At 65.2% G+C, this 18,253-nt stretch carries 19 protein-coding genes; 11 read left to right on the top strand and 8 right to left on the bottom strand.

From position 1 onward, the window contains the following. Nucleotides 1-289: 289 nt before the first annotated feature. From NA5_RS26795 to NA5_RS26770, 6 genes are all read left to right on the top strand, one after another. A complete protein-coding gene (locus NA5_RS26795) occupies nt 290-1,207 on the top strand; it encodes an alpha/beta fold hydrolase (RefSeq protein ID WP_084484438.1) in 918 nt (305 codons plus the stop codon). After that, nucleotides 1,197-2,111, top strand: a complete 915-nt coding sequence (locus NA5_RS26790; RefSeq protein WP_084484437.1) for an alpha/beta fold hydrolase — start codon at nt 1,197-1,199, stop codon at nt 2,109-2,111. The genes NA5_RS26795 and NA5_RS26790 overlap by 11 nt, the downstream gene beginning before the upstream one ends. Before the next feature lie 506 nt (nt 2,112-2,617). Then, nucleotides 2,618-4,015 carry a nucleobase:cation symporter-2 family protein gene (locus NA5_RS26785; protein WP_157110656.1) on the top strand — a complete coding sequence of 466 codons (1,398 nt, stop codon included), beginning with the start codon at nt 2,618-2,620 and terminating at the stop codon, nt 4,013-4,015. Nucleotides 4,016-4,778: 763 nt separating this feature from the next. Then, complete coding sequence (locus NA5_RS26780; protein WP_062990850.1) at nt 4,779-5,540, top strand: SDR family NAD(P)-dependent oxidoreductase; 762 nt, start codon at nt 4,779-4,781, stop codon at nt 5,538-5,540. Between the two features lie 54 nt (nt 5,541-5,594). Next, entirely contained in the window at nt 5,595-6,008 is a 414-nt protein-coding gene (locus NA5_RS26775) for a DUF4345 family protein (protein WP_062990848.1), read from the top strand. 9 nt (nt 6,009-6,017) lie between these two features. Beyond that, nucleotides 6,018-6,914: an AraC family transcriptional regulator gene (locus tag NA5_RS26770; RefSeq protein WP_062990846.1), complete on the top strand. Its 897-nt coding sequence runs from the start codon at nt 6,018-6,020 to the stop codon at nt 6,912-6,914. 53 nt (nt 6,915-6,967) lie between these two features. Here NA5_RS26770 and NA5_RS40680 read toward each other — a convergent pair whose 3' ends face one another. From NA5_RS40680 to NA5_RS26745, 6 genes are all read right to left on the bottom strand, one after another. Continuing rightward, on the bottom strand, nt 6,968-7,126 hold the full coding sequence (locus tag NA5_RS40680; protein ID WP_157110655.1) for a hypothetical protein: 159 nt from the start codon (nt 7,124-7,126) through the stop codon (nt 6,968-6,970). 58 nt (nt 7,127-7,184) lie between these two features. Next, nucleotides 7,185-7,802, bottom strand: coding sequence for a TetR/AcrR family transcriptional regulator (locus NA5_RS26765; RefSeq protein WP_062990844.1), 618 nt, complete (start codon nt 7,800-7,802; stop codon nt 7,185-7,187). Between the two features lie 305 nt (nt 7,803-8,107). After that, on the bottom strand, nt 8,108-8,566 hold the full coding sequence (locus tag NA5_RS26760) for a DoxX family protein (protein WP_245672412.1): 459 nt from the start codon (nt 8,564-8,566) through the stop codon (nt 8,108-8,110). Nucleotides 8,567-8,695: 129 nt separating this feature from the next. Further along, the gene (locus NA5_RS40675) at nt 8,696-8,845 is read right to left on the bottom strand and encodes a hypothetical protein (RefSeq protein WP_157110654.1); all 150 of its coding nucleotides are present in this window, start codon (nt 8,843-8,845) and stop codon (nt 8,696-8,698) included. Nucleotides 8,846-8,997: 152 nt separating this feature from the next. Beyond that, a complete protein-coding gene (locus tag NA5_RS26755) occupies nt 8,998-9,294 on the bottom strand; it encodes a hypothetical protein (RefSeq protein WP_062990842.1) in 297 nt (98 codons plus the stop codon). A 777-nt stretch (nt 9,295-10,071) separates the two neighbouring features. Next, nucleotides 10,072-10,464: a hypothetical protein gene (locus tag NA5_RS26745; RefSeq protein WP_062990838.1), complete on the bottom strand. Its 393-nt coding sequence runs from the start codon at nt 10,462-10,464 to the stop codon at nt 10,072-10,074. A gap of 310 nt (nt 10,465-10,774) precedes the next feature. Between NA5_RS26745 and NA5_RS26735 the strand changes: the two genes are divergently transcribed. Further along, complete coding sequence (locus tag NA5_RS26735) at nt 10,775-11,803, top strand: hypothetical protein (protein WP_157110653.1); 1,029 nt, start codon at nt 10,775-10,777, stop codon at nt 11,801-11,803. Beyond that, entirely contained in the window at nt 11,803-12,429 is a 627-nt protein-coding gene (locus NA5_RS26730; RefSeq protein ID WP_062990834.1) for a hypothetical protein, read from the top strand. Before NA5_RS26735 ends, NA5_RS26730 begins: the two co-directional genes overlap by 1 nt. 341 nt (nt 12,430-12,770) lie before the next feature. On the opposite strand, the gene NA5_RS26725 is transcribed toward NA5_RS26730, so the two are convergent. Continuing rightward, entirely contained in the window at nt 12,771-14,222 is a 1,452-nt protein-coding gene (locus NA5_RS26725; RefSeq protein ID WP_062990977.1) for an amidase, read from the bottom strand. 285 nt (nt 14,223-14,507) lie between these two features. On the opposite strand from NA5_RS26725, the gene NA5_RS42910 reads away from it, so the two are divergent. The 3 genes from NA5_RS42910 to NA5_RS26715 all read left to right on the top strand — a co-directional run bounded on the left by NA5_RS42910 (nt 14,508) and on the right by NA5_RS26715 (nt 17,418). Then, nucleotides 14,508-14,639, top strand: a complete 132-nt coding sequence (locus tag NA5_RS42910) for a hypothetical protein (RefSeq protein WP_281201759.1) — start codon at nt 14,508-14,510, stop codon at nt 14,637-14,639. Nucleotides 14,640-15,448: 809 nt separating this feature from the next. Continuing rightward, nucleotides 15,449-16,426 carry a prephenate dehydrogenase gene (locus NA5_RS26720; protein WP_218020159.1) on the top strand — a complete coding sequence of 326 codons (978 nt, stop codon included), beginning with the start codon at nt 15,449-15,451 and terminating at the stop codon, nt 16,424-16,426. After that, complete coding sequence (locus NA5_RS26715) at nt 16,423-17,418, top strand: EamA family transporter (protein WP_062990833.1); 996 nt, start codon at nt 16,423-16,425, stop codon at nt 17,416-17,418. Before NA5_RS26720 ends, NA5_RS26715 begins: the two co-directional genes overlap by 4 nt. A 438-nt stretch (nt 17,419-17,856) precedes the next feature. Here the strand turns inward: NA5_RS26715 and NA5_RS26710 are convergent, their stop codons facing one another. Then, on the bottom strand, nt 17,857-18,168 hold the full coding sequence (locus NA5_RS26710) for an EthD family reductase (protein WP_062990832.1): 312 nt from the start codon (nt 18,166-18,168) through the stop codon (nt 17,857-17,859). Between the last annotated feature and the right edge of the window lie 85 nt (nt 18,169-18,253).

Below are 18,253 nucleotides of genomic sequence, written 5' to 3'. Positions count from 1 at the left end.
ATCCTGCTCCTCGTTGACGCCGCCCTCAGCCCACGAGCCGCGACCATGCTCGCCTAATCCTCGGGTGCCAATCCACAGGCCTTGCCAATTCCTCGAACGCTGTCCATTCGGCAAGCCGAGCCGACTGACCGGAACATTTGTACAAGATATCGGCGGGCACCGGCGGTGACAGTAGGCCCATGATTATTTCCCAGGAGCTCGATGACCCCGCTGTTTCGATGACGCCGACCTGCGGTTTCCGCACCGGCAGGCTGAAATGAGCAGTGGGACACGGCGCCGGTGGCGCCTTATGATCGCCTCGGCTGTCCTGTTCTTCGTCGTCGGGTTGCTTCTCGTGAACGCGGAGCTGGTGACGCGGCAGAGCGCCGAGGCCAGTGGGAATCCGACCCTGTCCCTCGACGGCGGGAATATCCACGTGCGCCAGGACGGCCCCTCCGATGCCCCGGCACTCGTACTGATCCACGGGCTCGCCGCGTCGACCCGCTCGTGGGACGCGCTTGTTCCGCTGCTGACCAAGTCCCATCGCCTCATCCGGATCGACCTGCTCGGGCACGGCCAGTCGGCCAAACCAGCCGGTGGTGGCTACGGGATGCCGGAGCAGGGACGTCGCGTCGGTCAGGCAATGGACAGGCTCGGCGTCGAGCACGCCGTAGTGATCGGCCATTCCACCGGTGGCGCGGTCGCCACCGCCCTCGCCGAGCAACGCCCCGACCTGGTGACCTCGCTCGTACTCATCGACACCGCGCCACGTTTGGACGCCTTCATCTCGAGCGGCTTCGTCGGCGGGCTCTTGTACGACCCCGTCATCGGGCAGCTGCTGTGGCGGCTTCGGACCGACAGCCTGATCCGCAGGGCCGCGAGCACCGCGTTCAGCCGCCCTGGCTACCAGGTCCCGCAGGAGGTCGTGGACGACGCGCGCGGCATGACCTACCACGCCTTCATTGCGACATCGCAGGCCGGTGACGACTATGTGAACCAGCGTGCGCTCCCCGATCGCTTGATTCCGCTCGGTAAGCCGCTGCTGGTGATCTTCGGTGAAGACGACCGGAGATGGCGATCCTCCTCCGCCGCCGAATACCGCGCCGTTCCGGACGCGAAAGTCGAGTTGCTGCCCGGTATTGGGCACTCGCCCATCATGGAGGATCCGCCGCGGACCGCCGCGCTTCTTCTGGCCTTCACCGCGAGCCACACCACCGATGCGCACTGAACGAGATGATGCGCCGATGGCAGGACCTCGGCATAGCAGGACCGGCCCGCGGTGCGGGGGATCTGGCCGATGTGCGCGAACACATGTATGCCCAACAAACTTCGCCGAGCCTAGGGAGATCTCGATGCCGCACACCAGTTCAAATATTTACTGGCAGGAACACGGCCAGGGCCCACTGACTCTTGTCATGTTGCCAGGATTCGGCGCCACGGCTGACCTCATGACCGGAATCGCGCGCCACCTGAGCGGGTTCCGCGTCCTGATCTTCGACCTGCCCGGACATGGTCAGTCCGTACACGCGCCAGCGGACGGGAGACTGTCCACACTGGCCGCGACCCTGCACGACGCGATCAACGACGCGGGCGTCGAAAGCTACTGCATGGTCGGCTATTCCCTCGGCGGTGCGATCGCGATGCGGATCGCGCTCGACTACCCCGACGAGGTGCGTGCGCTGATCGGAGTCGTTCCGTGGAACGCCGCGGGGACGACTACCGGCGACGCGGTGACCGCTGGCTTCGACGCCGCCTATGGCAATGTCGAAGCGCTCGCACAAGGCGTCGCGGCAATCTCGGTGGACCCGTCGAAGACCTCGAGTCTGGCGAGCAGCATGCTGACCGTCACCGAGCAGATGTGGCACGGCTGGCTGGCGGGCGGTGCGCTGACAAGCCAGGCCGACGAACTGTCCGGGATACGCATCCCGACCTGCTACATACTCGGCGGGAAGGACGTCGTCGTAGATCAAGCCAAGCAGCTCGACGATATCCGGCGCATCCGGGGAGGCCGTGCGGTCCTACTGAGCGAGCTCGGCCACCTGTGTGGTCTCGAGATGCCCGACGTCGTCGCGAACGAGATTTCGAACTTCCTAGAGACGCAGATACGCACCGATCCAGCTGAAAGTCGTTGACAGGCAGGGATGCCGAGGGCGTAGCCAGTGCGCTCAAACTGCTTGCGTGCCATCCTGATCCCCGCGCCATCAGCCAGTGCCTGAGCGCCGCACCCATCCAGTTCGTCCTCCGACCACACCAAGGAAATGGCGAAATCGCCTGCGGCGGACAGGTAGGCGTGAGTGGTGTACATGCCTGTGTCGACCAGTAGGTCGATGGCGCTGCGAACGCATTGGCGCATGGTCTCGTCGAGGTCGGTATCGAGCCCGATCGGGAACCCGAAAACCACGAAGGCGCTCGGTCGAGCGTGCAGAACAGCGGGTGGATGGAGCGTCACATGGTTGCATCACGTCGGCTCGCAATAAGCGTGGGCGACAGTAGAGACAGCGGCAACTAGCCGAACCAACAATGCGGTGTAGCGACGAGGGACCGAAGACTGGATCTACCTACCGTAGCCACACTCGAGTGATGCCTGTCACATTTCCGGTGCAGCGGAACATCATTTCCGCGATCGGAAGGATGAGGGATGGGGATGTTGAGTTGGCGTCGCGGCCGGGCGGACAGTGGACGACCGGAGGATGCAAGACACTCGCCGGGACAGTTGGCCGCCTACGGAGCCCAGCATATTCTGACGATGTACGGGGGTGTGATCGCGCCGCCACTCATCGTCGGCGGCGCGGCTGGGCTATCCGCCGCCGACATCGGATTGCTGGTGACGGCGGCCCTATTCGTATCGGGCCTCGCCACGCTGCTGCAAACCCTCGGAATCGGACCGTTCGGCAGCCGATTGCCCATCGTGCAGGGGGTTTCCTTCGCAGGCGTATCGACCATGGTGGCGATTGCCACCACCGGCGGGTTACGTACGGTATTCGGCTCCATCATCGTCGCCGGGGTAATCGGCCTGGTGCTGTCATCGTTCTTCGCGCAACTGGCGCGATTGTTCCCCGCAGTCGTGACGGGCACGATCATCACCGTTATCGGCCTTTCACTGATGCCGGTCGCCTTCAACTGGGCAATGGGCAACAATTCCACCGCACCCGACTACGGTTCCCTGGCCAACCTCGGATTCGCCGGCCTGACGCTGCTGATCATCCTGGTGATCAGTCGCCTGTTCCAGGGCGCGCTGTCACGGCTGTCGATTCTTATCGGACTGGTACTCGGTACCGTCATCGCGGTCTGCGCAGGCAAGGCCGATTTCTCCGACGTGGGCGTCGCCCGCCTGGCCGCGCCGCCGCAATTGCTGCACTTCGGGTCACCGACCTTCGAAGTCGGGGCCATCGTCGCGATGACAATCGTGATCCTGGTGACCCTGATCGAAACGACGGCCGACATCCTCACGATCGGTGAAATCGTCGGGACCGACGTCGATGCCAGGCGCGTGGCGGACGGGTTGCGAGCCGACATGCTGTCGACGACGGTTGCGCCGCTCTTCGGATCGTTCACCTGCAGCGCGTTCGCACAAAACGTCGGTCTTGTCGCACTGACCGGAATCAAAAGCAGGTTCGTAGTGGCAACCGGTGGCCTGATTCTCCTGCTGCTCGGCCTGCTCCCGGTGGTCGGCGCGATAGTCGCCGGAATACCGTACCCGGTACTCGGCGGCGCCGGACTCGTGCTCTTCGGATCGGTTGCGGCGAGTGGGATTCGCACGCTATCCCGGGTGGACTACCAGGACAACCTCAACATGGTCATCGTTGCGGTCGGCATCGGCTTCGGCCTCATACCTGTTGCGGCGCCACAATTCTGGGACGCCTTCCCCGAAAAAATCGCAGTGGTCCTTGACTCCGGAATCAGCGCAGCCGCAGTCGCCGCCGTCCTGCTCAACCTGGCCTTCAACGAATGGAAATTCGGCAAACGACCGGGGTCCTCCGTCCTCGCCGCAGCCGCCGACGAGCGCGACCGGCTCGACAACGACGTCAAACCATAAGCACCCCGATCCTCATACGGTGACGCGATAGGCAGTATTCAGCGTTCCCTGATCGAACAGGCGATTAGGCCGAAAATGGGCCCAGGCAAGAGAGTTCGAAAATCTCTCTGGCCTGGGCCCCCAGTACCGGCTGCCAATCGCCCGGACCGATCCGCTCGTGCCCGGTGAACCGGCGGTCCTGCGCGACACCGGTGCCCGACGCATCGTCCGCGGCCAGCACAATCTGTGGCGGCTACCCGGGGCGATGGATTTGGCACGGCATCTGTAATAGACGGCGTCGCGGACCAACTCCACCAACATCCTGATCCAGGATCAGTGCCCCGACGACCTGGGCGGCCACAGCGGCCTGTTCGCCGACAACCCCGCGCTGCAAAACATTCACCGTGGCTCTTTCGAACCGCGCGGTAGGCGCATGAGCGTGTTCTAACCGATCATGGGCCGGGTCTCCGGTCCTACGCGAGGATTAGGCAAGGCCAAGCCAGCATCGTTCTACGTTTTCGCAGGTCACGGTGCTTGAATAGGTTGTCTCGTTCGTCACGGCACAGGAATATCCAATGATCGCCAGCGATGACCGTAACTTCGTCCCGACACATCCGAGTTGCCAACGGGAAGTGGCGCATTGGATCGGCTGGCACGAGGTCGGCGGCATGTTCGCGCAAATCGGCGGTGTTGTTGCTGAGTTGGGGGATTGCCTCGAGCCTTCGCGCTTTGTCGATGGTATGGGGCCCCGGAAATGTCGACACTTTTCGAAAGGTAAGGATCTATGACTCGTCGTCTCGACGGAACCGTCGCCCTTGTTACCGGGGCATCCAGCGGAATCGGCCGCGCCACAGCGTCCGAGCTTGCCCGCCAGGGTGCATCGGTGGCCGTGGTCGGCCGCCGCGAGGACCGTCTCAGCGAGCTGGCGTCCGAGATCTCCAATTCGGGTGGGCGGGCCGTTATCATGCCCGCCGACATCACCGACGCCAACGCCGCTGCCGACGCGGTCGACCAGACGGTCGAAAGCCTTGGCCGCCTTGACATCTTGGTCAACAATGCGGGTTTGATGCTGCTCGGACCCGCACCGAGCGCTGACCTGAACGACTGGCGGCGCATGGTCGACATCAACTTGATGGGGTTGATGTATTGCACCCACGCGGCCGTCCCGCACCTGGTCAAGGCGGCCGCGGATGGCCCACGTCAGGTCGCCGACATCGTCAACATCGGCTCGCTGGCCGGTCGGATGGCCTTCGGCATGTCGGCGGTCTACTGCGCCACAAAGTTCGGTGTCGGCGCCTTCAGTGAGGCGTTGCGGCAAGAACTGACGCGTCAGCATGTGCGGGTATCGGTGGTCGAGCCGGGCAGTGTCGATACCGAACTGCGCTCGCACAACGCACCGGCCGTCCAAGAGCAGATCGCCGCCGGTATCGGCGGCATCGAACGGCTGCAGAGCGAAGACATCGCCGACACCGTCGGCTACATCGTCACTCGCCCCCGGCACGTCGCCGTCGCTGAACTCGTTGTCCGCCCCACCGAACAAGCCTGACCAACCGCGCGACGGCGCGCAGACCAACCTCACTAACGGAAGAACGAATTCACCATGGACACACAGGGACTGACGCTGGCAGACGGCCCCGCTTCCTTCACCGCCTCCTACATCACCGTCATGGTCTGTCTGCTGCTGACCGCAGCCGTAATCGTTGCCGGTGCCGGGCTTCAGATAGTGCAGGGAGCCAAGGGAGGCGATGCCACCGCAGACCACATCCACCGCTTCATGGCAGGGGTCTACATCGGCTGGGCTCCCATGTTCGTCTGGGCAGGGATCACCATCCGCGATCACGAACACGGCCCACTGATCTACTTGATGGCTGTACCGATCTTCCTCGGGTTCGCCGGGCGGATGCTCTCCCTCGCGCGGAAAGGCCTTCCGATCCGTCCGGCAGAATTCCTCTCCTTCGCCGCTCTGGAATTCGTCCTCGGATGCGTCATCGTTCTCGCACACGTGCTGGGGTGATTTCGGCTCATGCTGCTCGACGAGCTCTGCATCCTGTTGGACCGCCACGCCCGAGACGACGGGGCGACGGCCATCGAGGACCTGCTGGTCGGCCGGGAGGAGTCGGACTTGCCTGCACCGCCGTCCATGGCAAGAACGCGCATGACACTGATCGCCCAGGGCGCCAAACGTCTCGCCTACGGCGAGCACGTCTACGACTACCGGGCCGGGCAGTACCTGGTGACATCGGTCGCCATGCCCCTCAAATGCCGATTCAGCGACGCCACACCGGAACGGCCGGTGCTCGGCCTGTGCCTGCTACTGCAAGCCTCGGAGGTCGCCGAGCTGGTGTTGCAGGCCGGGCCCGGCACCATTCCGGATACCGATGACACCGCGCCACCGGCAATCGCATTCAGCACCGCCTCCGACGAACTGCTCGACGCCACCGTGCGGCTGGTGCGCCTGCTCGACCGCCCCGGCGACAGAGACGTCCTCGCACCGCTGGTGAAACGGGAGATCCTGTGGCGACTGATCACCAGCGAGCACGGCGCGACGGTCCGCCAGATCGGACTCGCCGATCCCAGGCTCTCCCCGATTGCCAAAGCCGTGCAATGGATCCGGCAACACTACCGAGAGCCTTTCCTGGTCGAAGACCTCGCCGAACTCATCGGGATGAGCCCCTCGGCCTTCTACCGCAACTTCCGGACCGTCACCCGGACGACTCCCGTCCAGTACCAGAAGAAGATCAGACTTCACGAGGCCCGTCTGCTGCTCGCGGCAAATCCCAGAGACGTCGCCAACATCGGATATCTCGTGGGCTACGACAGTCCATCCCAGTTCAGCCGGGAATACCGCCGCCTTTTCGGAGCACCGCCCAGCCAGGACGCGATAGGATTCGCATCCCGCATCCGATCCGAAAGCGATTGACCAGCAGGTAATCCGGCACATCTCGGGTCGCCGGACTGGCACGGATTCGGCGGTCAGGCTGCGGTGATTTCGATTCCTATGTTGGCGTTCTTGCCGCGTTGCAAACGGCTGGCGAGATAGGCGATCCAGTCGTGTATCCCGTAGCGGCGCCTGATCGCATTGCGCGCGTTGACGCTGGCGGCCTCGTCGAGCAGAACGGCGGTGCCTTTCACGATCTCACCGTGCGTCTTGCCGCGGACATTGCATGGTTGCAGAGTCCGAGGGTTCCGGTCATGGATCGAGTTGAGGCTCGATCCAGTGTGTGATCATTCGGGAGGTCGCCACTATGTACTCGCCACGGCGCACGCTGTCGGATTCGAGTGCCGTGCGCAAGACAATGGCGAACATGGTATCGAGCGCTGTGGAGGTCATCCGGCGATGTTGGTGCTCGTCACCGGGACCGAGAATTCGGGTTATCAGCGTCTCGATCACCCTGTGGAGGCGAGGCTCGAATTCGGGAATGACAGTGTCGTAGAACTGCAGATCAGCCACCAATGCCCGCACCAAAGACGCGTTGTCCACCAGCACATCGGTGGCGACGGTCAGAATTGACGCAATCAACTCCGGGCTGGATTTCTCGGCCAGCTCGTCCAGACACTGTTTGATGCGCTGCTCGACAGTCACGAGCAACCACTCGAGAAGCTCATCGACCATGACCGAACGGTCGGCGAAGTACCGATAGACAGTGCCGACGCTCACCTCGGCTTCCGCTGCGATCCGGTTGGTCGAGGTGTTGCCGATCCCCCGTTCACCGAAGAGCTTCGCCGCGGTATCCAGGATGTGCCGACGTGTGGCCTTGGCGCGTTCCTGGGTTGGACTGCGACGCTGCCTCACCTGTTTCGGCGGCATCCCACCCAATCCCTGCTGCTGTAGCGAAAGATGTTGCGGCGTTGAGTATAACTGCTCACCGAGACCGCAAACCGAACGTGCGTCTGCCCCGTCCGCGCAGCACTTCAACAAAGTTGTGATGCTGCGCTACGTAGCCGACTAACAGCCCGTCCGCATTAGTCCGCGTTCGAGTGCGACCCCCACTGCCGCGCGGACCAGATGGCCGCTGGAGCGATCGCCGCCAACCCGACAGGCAATCGATCCAAGAATGCACAACCGGCGGTCGGTGGGTGGGCCACCGATCGCCGGTCGTAGGTATGGATTTGTCATCGCGAGAGCGAGTTGCGCAGATCGGTGACGATGGCGCGGCGCTCGTAGGCGATCCAGGCGAAGATCGCGGCGAGCACCAGTGGGAAAATCCCCATCAAGGGCATGTCGGCGATGAAAGCCTGCGTCCCGGCGGCCAGCACGGTGAGAACCGACAGGCCCGCGGCAGCCAGGGCACTGAGCCGTGGCACCATCAGGCCGACACCGCCCGCGACCTCCGCAACTCCGATGAAGATGAGCAGCCCGAGCGGGATGGTCAGATTCTCGGGGGCGTTGTCCATCAGGGCGTTCGGCATAACGAGCTTCGGCCCGCCGGAGGCGATGATGAAGAACAGGCCGAGCAGGATCTGCAGGGTCCACAGGGCGCGGTTGCGGATCTTGCCGGGACAGGCGGCGACGTCGTTGGAGAAGCTGACGGAGGGGTGGTCAACTCGCAGTGTCGCGATGAAGTGGTCCACAGAGACGAGCAGAACCGTAGCGAATATACGGCTATCAGGTGGAGTCTTGCGAGCCGACAAGACGACAACTGACCGAATGCCAGGCAAGGACGGAAGTGGTGGGTGAAGCCCGGGAGATATTCCTGGGCTTCACCACTTCGATGCAGCCTTGTCGGCCGCGTCGGGCATGAGGGTCCGCTCCACATCCCCGGATTTCACATCGGGACCGGACTCATTGTAAATGTGCTGCGGGTTAGCGGCGGGCGTTTCAGGTGCGCGGATTTCCAGCACCGCTGACACCCGCAGCAAGTTGATCTGGCTCGCTGGGAATCACTGCGGGGCGGCACCGCGCGTGTTTGCGGCAGCGCCTCCGCCACGAACATCCATCCGTTGCGCCCGGCGTCATCGTTTCGGACACTGCCGTCGTCGGGCCCTACGTCATCGGAGTCGGGTCATTGGGCGGTGTTCTGATCCTGCTGGGCAAGGACGAACCCGCCTTGGCCGTGCGGGTCTTGCCCGGTGTCGAGGATCTTGTCGTCCAGGAAGGCTGCGGCCTGCTCGTCCAGGAACACCCGCGCTCCTTGGGCGGTGACGACCTGGTCTTGCTCGTCTGGTCCTGCGGTGACGGCCATCTGCAATGTCTCGGCGCCGTCGGTCGCCGAGATTCGCAGCCCGGCATCCATGGGCGCGTCCGCGGTGGAGGTAATAGTGCGAACGGCCTCGATTGCAGTGGGAGTAAGCATCAACATCCGTCTGGTTCCTTCCGCTGTCGTGAAGCAACTTCTTGGGATGGGTAGGTCATAATCGAGATGCCCTTCCAGGTCCTCATAATTCGAGATAGGGATCTCAGCGGGATTCGTGGATCGAACCTCCCGTGTAATGGTCGCAGATCGCACGTCGCCCCACTCACCGATTCCAACCTGCAAGCTCTCCTGCTCGGAGTTACCGGCCTGAGAGCGGCATCGGCGCGGTTATCCGTGACCGTGCCCGCGCGGAGGAATCCCGTAGCCGTACTCGGAGATGACATGAGCAGCGGGTTCGTGCGTCAAGCTCGCAACCGAGCAGCTGCAGTCCCGGCAGACACTCCAGCAACCGGGAGAGACTGTGCAACAACCGATCACGACGGCTGCGAGTCGAGGGCGGAGGGGAAGACTCAAATCTCTTGTCGCGCAATGGCATTCCCCGCCCCGGCACGCTTCTCACTCCCTGTCGGCCTATTCAGGTGTCCGCCTTGGGCCTGGCGCCATGCACACATTCGACTGATTTCGCGGAATCAGAACACATCCGTTCGAAATCGCTCAACACCAATGCTCCGGCCCGAACAAGGTCCTGAACCAGGTTGTGTTTCACCATATTTCCGATCGGGCGCAGTAGATTCTCGGCGCGGTCGGCCCGACGACGCCGATGCCGCACAGGCGATGGCGCACACCGGTTACGAGTTCACGGCTTGGATCCGCTGCTCCTGGTGGTCATCGGTGCTGGGAGTCCGGGCCGGGTCTGGCGTACCTACCAGGAGCCCGCGTTGGTCAAGGCCGAGTCGCCACGGGAAGGGCAGTGGCGACGGTGTCCCGGTCTCGGATGGCGTCGTGCCAGTCCAACAGGTGCGTCAGGAATGGGTGCGGGTACTGCTGCGCCAGCTCGGACAGCACGGCGCGGTCGGTGCTGGCTTCCCGTTGGATCGACAAGCCGAGCTCATCGGCCAGCACAATGTGCACCTCATCTGGCGATCCGAGGTCGATGTACCGCCCGACCTCGTCGCTGGCCGCGTTCTGTGCGGCAGCGGCCCGCTCGGCGAACCGGCGGTGCAGGCGAGCGAGCAAATAGCCGCCCAGCAGTCGGTCGCGGCCGAAGCGGACGGTGTGGTCCCTGCCGAGCGCGAACAGACCCGACGAATCATGGTGTTGCCCGATATCGGTCATGGGGGGATCGTCGTCGACGAGTCCAGCAAGACCGCCTTGACACGCCGGACCTACCACCGACGATCCGCATCGTTCGTGTAGATCCTCGCCGACCTGCTCGCGTAGGAACGCCTCGGCAGGTGAGTGTCGTGTGGCGTTCCGCCCGGCGTGAGCGCGGCGGCCTGGGAACAAATCAACAAAATCGGTTGTCGCCCGTGTCGGCGCAGCTTACCGTGGATGGGCAACGTATCCCGTTGTTCCCGTTTCTCTTTCACAACCTCAGCCGTGCCGCGTGACGGGCGGCGGTGGGCGCTTCCCGGAGTGCGCAGCCATGACGATCCCTTCCGCTTCGGTCCCATTCGGTCGCCACTCTCTCATCCGGCAGGTCGCGACAGCAGCCGCCGTGCTCGCCGCAGTCCTCGCCGCCGCCACGATTCCCGCGGCTGCGGCGCCGTCTTCGATTGCGCCGCCGCCGAATTCGAGCGTGACCTCGGTGCCGCCTCCACCGACCGGCGCAACCGTGCCGCCGACCGCCCGCATCGACACCAGAGACGGCACCGGCAACAGAGACGGCAGCGGCACCAGCGACGGCTACACACTGATTCTCGAGGTCCCGTCGACGGCGGTGCAGGGTACGACGATCACTGTGCACGGCGGGAACTGGTTGTGCAGCAAGGTGACCGTCACCCCGGGCTGGACCACCTCCGCCACCACGGTGAGCATCACGAGCTACAAGTTCGACACGACCGTCACCGTGCCCACCAGCGCCACACCCGGCAAGTCCACCCTGACCGCCACCTGCACCACGGACAGCTCGATCACCGCGACGAAGCCCATCACCGTACTCGCGGCCCGGAAGGTGACCACGGACCCGATCGTGACCTCCGACCCCGATGAGGGGAATCCCATACCCACCGCGGAGGCACAGGCCCCCGAGAACAAGTCCGGGACATTGTCTATCGGTCCGCTGGCCGTCAGTGCCGTCCTGATCCTCGCCGCGATCGTGGGCGCCCTCAATCTGCTCGGCCGCCGCACACCCGCAACAGAGTCCCCCACTCCGGGCGGCAGCCGTGTCCCCGGCCCCGCACCGTTCCGCAGTCGCGAGACCGACACCGCACAGCCCGGCGTCCGGGCACCCGGTGCTTCACCGTTCGATCGCCGCACCGTCGAATCCCCTCGCTTCGGCAGCCCGGCACCCAGCCCCCACCACACGGGTCGCGTACCCGACGTGCAGATCCGCGTCCATCAGGACCAGAACCCCCGCCTGGACATCCGGACCATCCCTTCTCGGCCACCGAATGTGCAGATCCGCGTGCACCGGGCCGAACCCATCACGACCGTGCGAGAGGTGCGACGCTGATGTTCCCCGAAACCCTCACCGCACGAGCCGTGCTCTACGACAACGGATCCCGCGAAATGGGCTGCGCCGAGCTCACCGCCCGCCTGCGCGAGGTCGACTTCGACCACACACTGCACACGGCCGCACCGGCGCTCGGCGACCTGGTGCGCGATATCGCCCTGCCGAGAATCGCCCAGGCCGTCGACGGCCTGCTCGACATCGATCTCGGTGACGCGGCGGTCGCCGGCTGGCGGGGCTACGATCGCCTCCGCTCCGCAGCCGTCCGCTCCCAGCGCGGCCCCGAGGAAACCGTCGAGCTGCTCGCCCACGAGCTCACCCACACCTACCGCCCGAACCTGGAGATCCTCGTCGACGGACAGTCCACCGGCTCGGTCACCGTCGAGCTCGCCCTCATTCTGGAGATCCAGCCGCTGGCCGCCACCGTCCGCCACGGCGCCCTAGTCGCCCTCGGCCCCGGCGACTGCACCGCGACCGTCTCGCTCGGCACAGAGTCCACCGGCCCGATCCTCGAACGAGAACGGCAGATCCCCACCGCCCGCATGGTCGACCTGCGCAGGCCCATTCCCCTGATCCGGTCCCAGCCCGCAGGCCGTGGCACCCCCGCCCCACCGAATTCTCAGAGTTGACGGGCTGTTGCCCCCGCACCACCTAGGGGTTCTCGTTTCTGAGCTAGGTCCTCGGACGGAACGGAAACCGCCCCACGTCTGGGTGTCGTAGACCGCGCGGTCGCCCAGTTGGCTTCTTCGGGCCGGACTCATCGAAGCGCTCACCGCCCAAGTGCAGCGCCGCCCACCGAATTTCGCCGAACCGCCGCCCTGGTAACAACTGCGGCGGCACTTCTGGGCGAAGGCACACCGCCAGCATCGCGCCCGTGCCTACGCTATGCCGATGAACGCGCGTCGGCAGGGATGGGGAGTTCTCGACAATGCCCGTCCCTGCCGTGTCCCGGCCAACTGGCCAGTGCGCCCTATTTCGGCGCCTGGAAGCCGCCGATCTTCTGCTCTAGCAGTTCAGCTAGCCGTAATGGGGTGCGGTCCTCGAACATCGGACCGATGAGCTGCACTCCGACCGGCAGGCCTTCGGGGGAACGGCCCGCTGGGATGGCGGTGGCGGGCAGGCCGGGCATGGTGGCCATACCGGCCCAGACGAGCTGGTCGAAGTACGGGTACTCGACGCCGTCGATGTCGATGTGCCGGTTCTCCAGACCTCCGTTGTGGTCGTGTGGGAAGGCGGGCGTGGGTGTGATGGGGCACACCACGGCATCGAACTCGGCGAAGAGTTGCCGCCAGCCGTGGCGGTGGAGTTCGCGACGGTTGTTCGCCTCGACCCAGTCGCGATGGCTGAGCACCATGCCGCGCCGCCGCGCCGCATCGAGACCCCGGTCGTCCGCGCTCAGGGCGGCGGCGTGGGTCTGCAGCTGTTGGTACACGTCGAGGGAAAGACCTGCGGCGGCGTTCGACAGCATCAGCAGCATGTAGAGCGTCGCCGCTTCGGTCGGATCGGGCAGTAGCGGGCTGTGCCGTTCGACGCGGGCGCCCTCGTCGACGAGCGCCTCGGAGACCCGATTCACGCCAGCCCGCACCGCCGATCCGGTCGCAATGAGCGGATGGTCCTCGATGATCAGGACACGGAAGTCCGATAGCCGCTCGTGGCGCGCGGGCGGCCGTGCGACGTTGTAGGCGATGCCGTGGGTCAGTGGGTCCGGTCCGGCCATGACGTCGAGCAGGAGCGTGAGGTCGCGGGCGGTGCGCGCCATCGGGCCGACGACGGCGAGGTCGAGGTCGATCGGCAATGCCGGTGCGGGCGGCGCGACCATGCCGCGGGTCGGCGCCAGCCCGAGTGTCGGCTTGTGTGCGTAGATGCCGCAGAAATGCGCGGGCGTGCGCAGCGAACCGGCCAGGTCGGAGCCGATGGACAGCGCGCCGAATCCGGACGCCAGGGCCGCGGCCGAACCGCCGGAGGATCCGCCCGAGGTGCGGCGGTGATCCCACGGATTGTTGGTGGTGCCGTAGATCTCGTTGAAGCTCTGGATATCTCGCAGCATCAACGGCACATTGGTCTTACCGAGCAGCACCGCGCCGGCGGCCTTCAGCCGGGACACCTGTACCGCATCCTCGGTCGGTACGTAGTTCGCGTACTGCGGCATGCCCCAGGTCGTGGGCAGCCCGGCGATGTTGTAGGACTCCTTGACCGTCACCGGAATACCGAGCAGCGGCCGGTCCTCGCCGCGGGCGCGCGCCTGGTCGGCATCGCGCGCGGCGGCCCGCGCACGATCGAAATCCGGTACACAGATCGCGTTGATCACCTTGTCATCCCGCTCGATACGGGCGATCGCCTCGTCGGTGAGTTCCACCGAGGTCACCTCACCCGCACCCAACGCAGCTGAAAGCTCTTCGGCCGAAAGAAAATTCCACTCCATGAATCCGAAGCTATCGGCCTGCCAGGTAGGCCACGAAATGCCGTTTCGCGCAACGGGGAGGCCGAAACGGGCCACCTTCACCGGCACTCGTTCTGCCACCGAAGACGGCCCGCCCCAGGTCACAGCGTCGACGGTGGGCCAACTCCACCAGCGCAGGCCATGAAATGCCGCGTCGTGCAACAGGATGGATGTCTCAATTCTTGTCCGCTGACCGTTGATGTTCCCGATCGCCGGATTGCCGTGGCGGCCAGTTGGCTGTAGCGATCGTCGACAACGGTGGCGCCGGTGACAGACACGACCACGGCACCGGCCGTGGCCTCGACGGAATACGCCGACGCGCAAAACAATTGCAAAGCCACCATGGTCAACGTCCTCACGACCGGGATTCCGCTGCCAGGATGTGACGCGCATGTGTAGCCGATCGGAGGTGAGGGTGGCCGAGGCCTGGCAGGCGGTGAGTTGGAATCGCGGGCGAGTAGCCAGGGTCCGGATCGAAGATGTCCGGTGCCGGGAAATGGACCGGATGCCCTTGCAGCGCATAGAGACCGAACAGAACGTCCGCACCCGGGGGGGAGGATACGCTGCTCACCGGCACGGCGTGAAGTGCCGCAGCGACATCTTCCATTCTTCCGCACCGGAAAGTCCAACAGCAACTCCGCGGTGATATCACCCAGCTGCGTCGATTCGATAATGCGGGTGAACAGGTCGCGATGTGGATTTTCTATTGACAACGCCTAGACAAAGAAACCGATATTTCGTGCCGGGCAGGAACCGTCTATACGGGTAAGTAATGCCTACCGTCACTGCCACCGCTTTTGCATCACTGTTCGGAATTGCTGTTCATAATGTAGACCTGCGATTGCGTGAACGGTCAGGAACGGAGATGGCTAGGATTGCCACAGGGTGTGGTTTCCCCCGGCGGTCCCGGCGGTTTGCCGGATGGCCACCAGTCAGGACTGTAATGGGCACCAACGCACCTGGCAAGCGGCGGCGGCGCCGAGCCCAATTCCATACGAGGGCAGATGCGAGTGGATTCGAAGGCAATGCAATATACCTAGGTAGATGCCCAAGATAGGTACTCATAGGCGCCGCGGTAGGTAGTTCGGAATCATTACTGCCGAGGAGTGTTCGCGCCATTGACCGGCGTCCATCCGGCGACGTACATTTGCCCGCATTCGGGCGCGGTAAGACGTCCGAACATACATCGCAACGATGAGGGCTACGCGATGGATATCCGAGAAACAAGTGCTGCCGTTAACAACGCATGTGCCGTTTCGACCGAAACCGACCGAATACCTGCCGAGATCGGCGAAATACACTCGGTTGCCGTCATCGGTTGCGGGCTGATCGGAACGTCGGTGGCGTTGGCACTGCGCCGCCGCGGACTGAGGATCTACCTGCACGACACCGATCCCACCGCCGTGTCCGCGGCCGCGGGCCTGGGTGCGGGAATTCTGGGCCTGCCGCCGTCGGCCGTCGATCTCACGGTAATCGCGGTTCCGCCGCGCAGCATCGCGGCCGTACTCGCCGACTGCCAGTCCAAGGGGCTTTCGCGCTTCTACACCGATGTGGCCAGCGTCAAATCCGCCCCGGCGCGCGAGGCTGAGCTGTTCGGCTGTGATCTCACCACCTACGTCGGCGGACATCCGATGGCCGGTGGCGAGCGATCGGGTCCGATGGCAGCGGCCGCCGAACTGTTCGACGACCGAGTGTGGGTGCTCACACCGGATGTGCGTACCCGACCTGACGCATTGCGCGCCGTCGCCGACCTCGTCACCCGCATCGGCGCCCGCACGATCGTCATGACATCCACCGACCACGATCGCGCGGTCGCGCGCACATCGCATGTTCCACACCTGATTTCGGCACTTCTCGCTGCCCGCCTCGCGGACGCGGACGAGGCGGTCCTGCGGCTGTGCGGCGCGGGCATCCGGGACACGACCCGAATCGCCGCCGGAAATACCGGGCTGTGGACCGAGATCCTGCGGACCAATGGCGACGAGATCGCAGCGGTGCTGGCCGAGATCGCCACCGACCTGCGGACCGCGACCAACGCGCTACGCGGCGATCCCGCGCAATTGACGGCGCTGCTCGGTCGCGGAAATGCGGGGCAGGCGGCGCTGACGGCCGCGATGTCCGCGCCGGTGCGGACAGTGGCGGGCGTCGGCGCACACCGGCAGCTCGAAGAGTCGGTCTCGCCATGACTATCGGCAATCGCGGCGCGGCGGGCGTGCTCGGCGGTCGGATCGAGATACAGCGCGAGGCGGCGCTGCTATCCGCTGCCGTCGGGCCGTGCCTGTTCGGAACCGCGTTCCTGGCCACCGCCTATCTGCCGAGCACGCCGGTGTGGAATGCGGTCTATCGAGTGCTGCCCGCCGGTGTTCTGCTGATCGCACTGCGCCCGGCGCTGCCCCGGGGTGTGTGGTGGATGCGTTCGATCCTGTTGGGGGCCTTGAACTTCGGCGGCTTCTTCGCCCTGCAAGCGCTGGCCGCCCACCGCCTGCCCGGTGCCGTGGTGGCCACGATCTCCGCCGCGCAGTGCCTGGTTGTACCGGTGCTGCTGACCGTGCTCGGGCAGCGAGTCGGCACGCGGGATTTCTGGGTGCCACCGATCGGGCTGGCGGGAGTCGCGCTGCTGATATTCGAGGGCGGGGCCGCGTTCGACACGCTGGGCGTCGGTGCCTCGGCCGGGCTGGCGCTCCTGTCGGCCACCGGGATGGTGCTGACCCGCCGCTGGGGTGCGCCGCTCGGGGTGCACCCGCTCGGGGCCACCGCGTGGCAGATGATCTCGGGCGGGCTGCTCCTGCTGCCGATCGCCGCACTGGTCGACGGCGCGCCACCGCGATTGAGCATCGGCCAGCTCAGCGCGACGATCTGGCTATCGGCCGGAGCCACGGCACTCGCGTTCGCACTATTCTTCGGGGGGCTCTATCGCGGCGTTCCAGCGACGACGGCGTCGCGGTTGATGCTGCTGGGTCCTCTCGTCGCGACCACCCTCGGCTGGACCATCGCCCACCAGAGCCTGCGCCCCGCACAGCTGGCAGGCATACTTCTCGTCCTCACCGCGCAACTAATCGGTCTGGCCCGGCCCGGCGAACCGGCGCCGTCGCCGGGCAACAAGGCAGCCGCCGTCCGGAGATGGATGGCACCGACCCGAGTCGCGGTAGCCGGGGAATGGAAGACGCGGACCCAATGAGCAATACCACGCACCAGTCGGCCGGACAGCACTCCCACCGGATTCCGGCGGGCCGCAGCGTGTGGGCCGACGAGCTGAGCAAACCCCACCAGCCGACGCTAGGATCGGTTCTGGCAGGAAGCAGCTGCGTCCAGGATCAACTCGGAGAACTCCGCTGGCCGCGCGAGTGGGAAGTAGCGCCCGGCGCGGGGGAAATGACAAGCAGCCGACCGCACGCCGGTCCGCGTCCGTCGCTGCCGGGTCGTCGTCGGTGACGGCCGTGGGACTGCCGCCCCGGCCGTCGCGCCGCACGCACGCATCAACCACCGTGACATCCGGCCAGGACATCGGTCCACCTTTGACGCTCAACGAACCGGCAACCGAGAACGGCATTTCCGCCGATAGCCGGACCTGGCCGCAATGGTCGGCCGAACGCGTCCCGGAGCGTGCCGCCCTGTCTCAGCTGGTGCCGTCCTGCACCGGATAGTCGATGACGACCACACCGCCGGTGGCGTAGTTGACGACATCGGCGGCCGCCCGCTGGCCGTGCGAGGACGCCCGCGCCGCGGCCAAGGCGGCGGCGTCAGCGAAGTCGGCTTCGAAGACTGCGAAATACGGCGCTTCTCCGTTGGTCGCCGCCACGTCGAAGCTGTAGCGCCACGCAAGCAGGCCGGGCCAATTCATGACCAGCGGAAGGTGGTTGTTCACGTAGTATTCGCGGAAGTGGTCAGGGTCGGCGGGCTTGGGATATAGGACCACCAACTTATGCATGACTGCCTCCTGCTTCTACCGTGGTCGGTTGAATCGTCATATGCGCAGGTTAGGGCTTGGTGTGCGGTCGAGGGAAAGACCGGTA

Source organism: Nocardia anaemiae NBRC 100462 (assembly GCF_001612725.1).
GTDB lineage: Bacteria > Actinomycetota > Actinomycetes > Mycobacteriales > Mycobacteriaceae > Nocardia > Nocardia anaemiae.
The sequence above is the reverse complement of the archived record's forward strand: the minus strand, read 5'-3'. Positions and strand labels throughout refer to the sequence as shown.

What these genes read in the sequence shown, in the direction of transcription:
- NA5_RS26770 (WP_062990846.1), top strand. Translation starts at nt 6,018, where the DNA reads ATGCTGCTCGACGAGCTCTGCATCCTGTTGGACCGCCACGCCCGAGAC.
- NA5_RS26780 (WP_062990850.1), top strand. Translation starts at nt 4,779, where the DNA reads ATGACTCGTCGTCTCGACGGAACCGTCGCCCTTGTTACCGGGGCATCC.
- NA5_RS26725 (WP_062990977.1), bottom strand. Translation starts at nt 14,222, where the DNA reads ATGGAGTGGAATTTTCTTTCGGCCGAAGAGCTTTCAGCTGCGTTGGGT.
- NA5_RS26720 (WP_218020159.1), top strand. Translation starts at nt 15,449, where the DNA reads ATGGATATCCGAGAAACAAGTGCTGCCGTTAACAACGCATGTGCCGTT.
- NA5_RS26775 (WP_062990848.1), top strand. Translation starts at nt 5,595, where the DNA reads ATGGACACACAGGGACTGACGCTGGCAGACGGCCCCGCTTCCTTCACC.
- NA5_RS26755 (WP_062990842.1), bottom strand. Translation starts at nt 9,294, where the DNA reads ATGTTGATGCTTACTCCCACTGCAATCGAGGCCGTTCGCACTATTACC.
- NA5_RS26710 (WP_062990832.1), bottom strand. Translation starts at nt 18,168, where the DNA reads ATGCATAAGTTGGTGGTCCTATATCCCAAGCCCGCCGACCCTGACCAC.
- NA5_RS26745 (WP_062990838.1), bottom strand. Translation starts at nt 10,464, where the DNA reads ATGACCGATATCGGGCAACACCATGATTCGTCGGGTCTGTTCGCGCTC.
- NA5_RS26715 (WP_062990833.1), top strand. Translation starts at nt 16,423, where the DNA reads ATGACTATCGGCAATCGCGGCGCGGCGGGCGTGCTCGGCGGTCGGATC.
- NA5_RS26765 (WP_062990844.1), bottom strand. Translation starts at nt 7,802, where the DNA reads ATGCCGCCGAAACAGGTGAGGCAGCGTCGCAGTCCAACCCAGGAACGC.
- NA5_RS26735 (WP_157110653.1), top strand. Translation starts at nt 10,775, where the DNA reads ATGACGATCCCTTCCGCTTCGGTCCCATTCGGTCGCCACTCTCTCATC.
- NA5_RS26785 (WP_157110656.1), top strand. Translation starts at nt 2,618, where the DNA reads ATGGGGATGTTGAGTTGGCGTCGCGGCCGGGCGGACAGTGGACGACCG.
- NA5_RS26795 (WP_084484438.1), top strand. Translation starts at nt 290, where the DNA reads ATGATCGCCTCGGCTGTCCTGTTCTTCGTCGTCGGGTTGCTTCTCGTG.
- NA5_RS26730 (WP_062990834.1), top strand. Translation starts at nt 11,803, where the DNA reads ATGTTCCCCGAAACCCTCACCGCACGAGCCGTGCTCTACGACAACGGA.
- NA5_RS26790 (WP_084484437.1), top strand. Translation starts at nt 1,197, where the DNA reads ATGCGCACTGAACGAGATGATGCGCCGATGGCAGGACCTCGGCATAGC.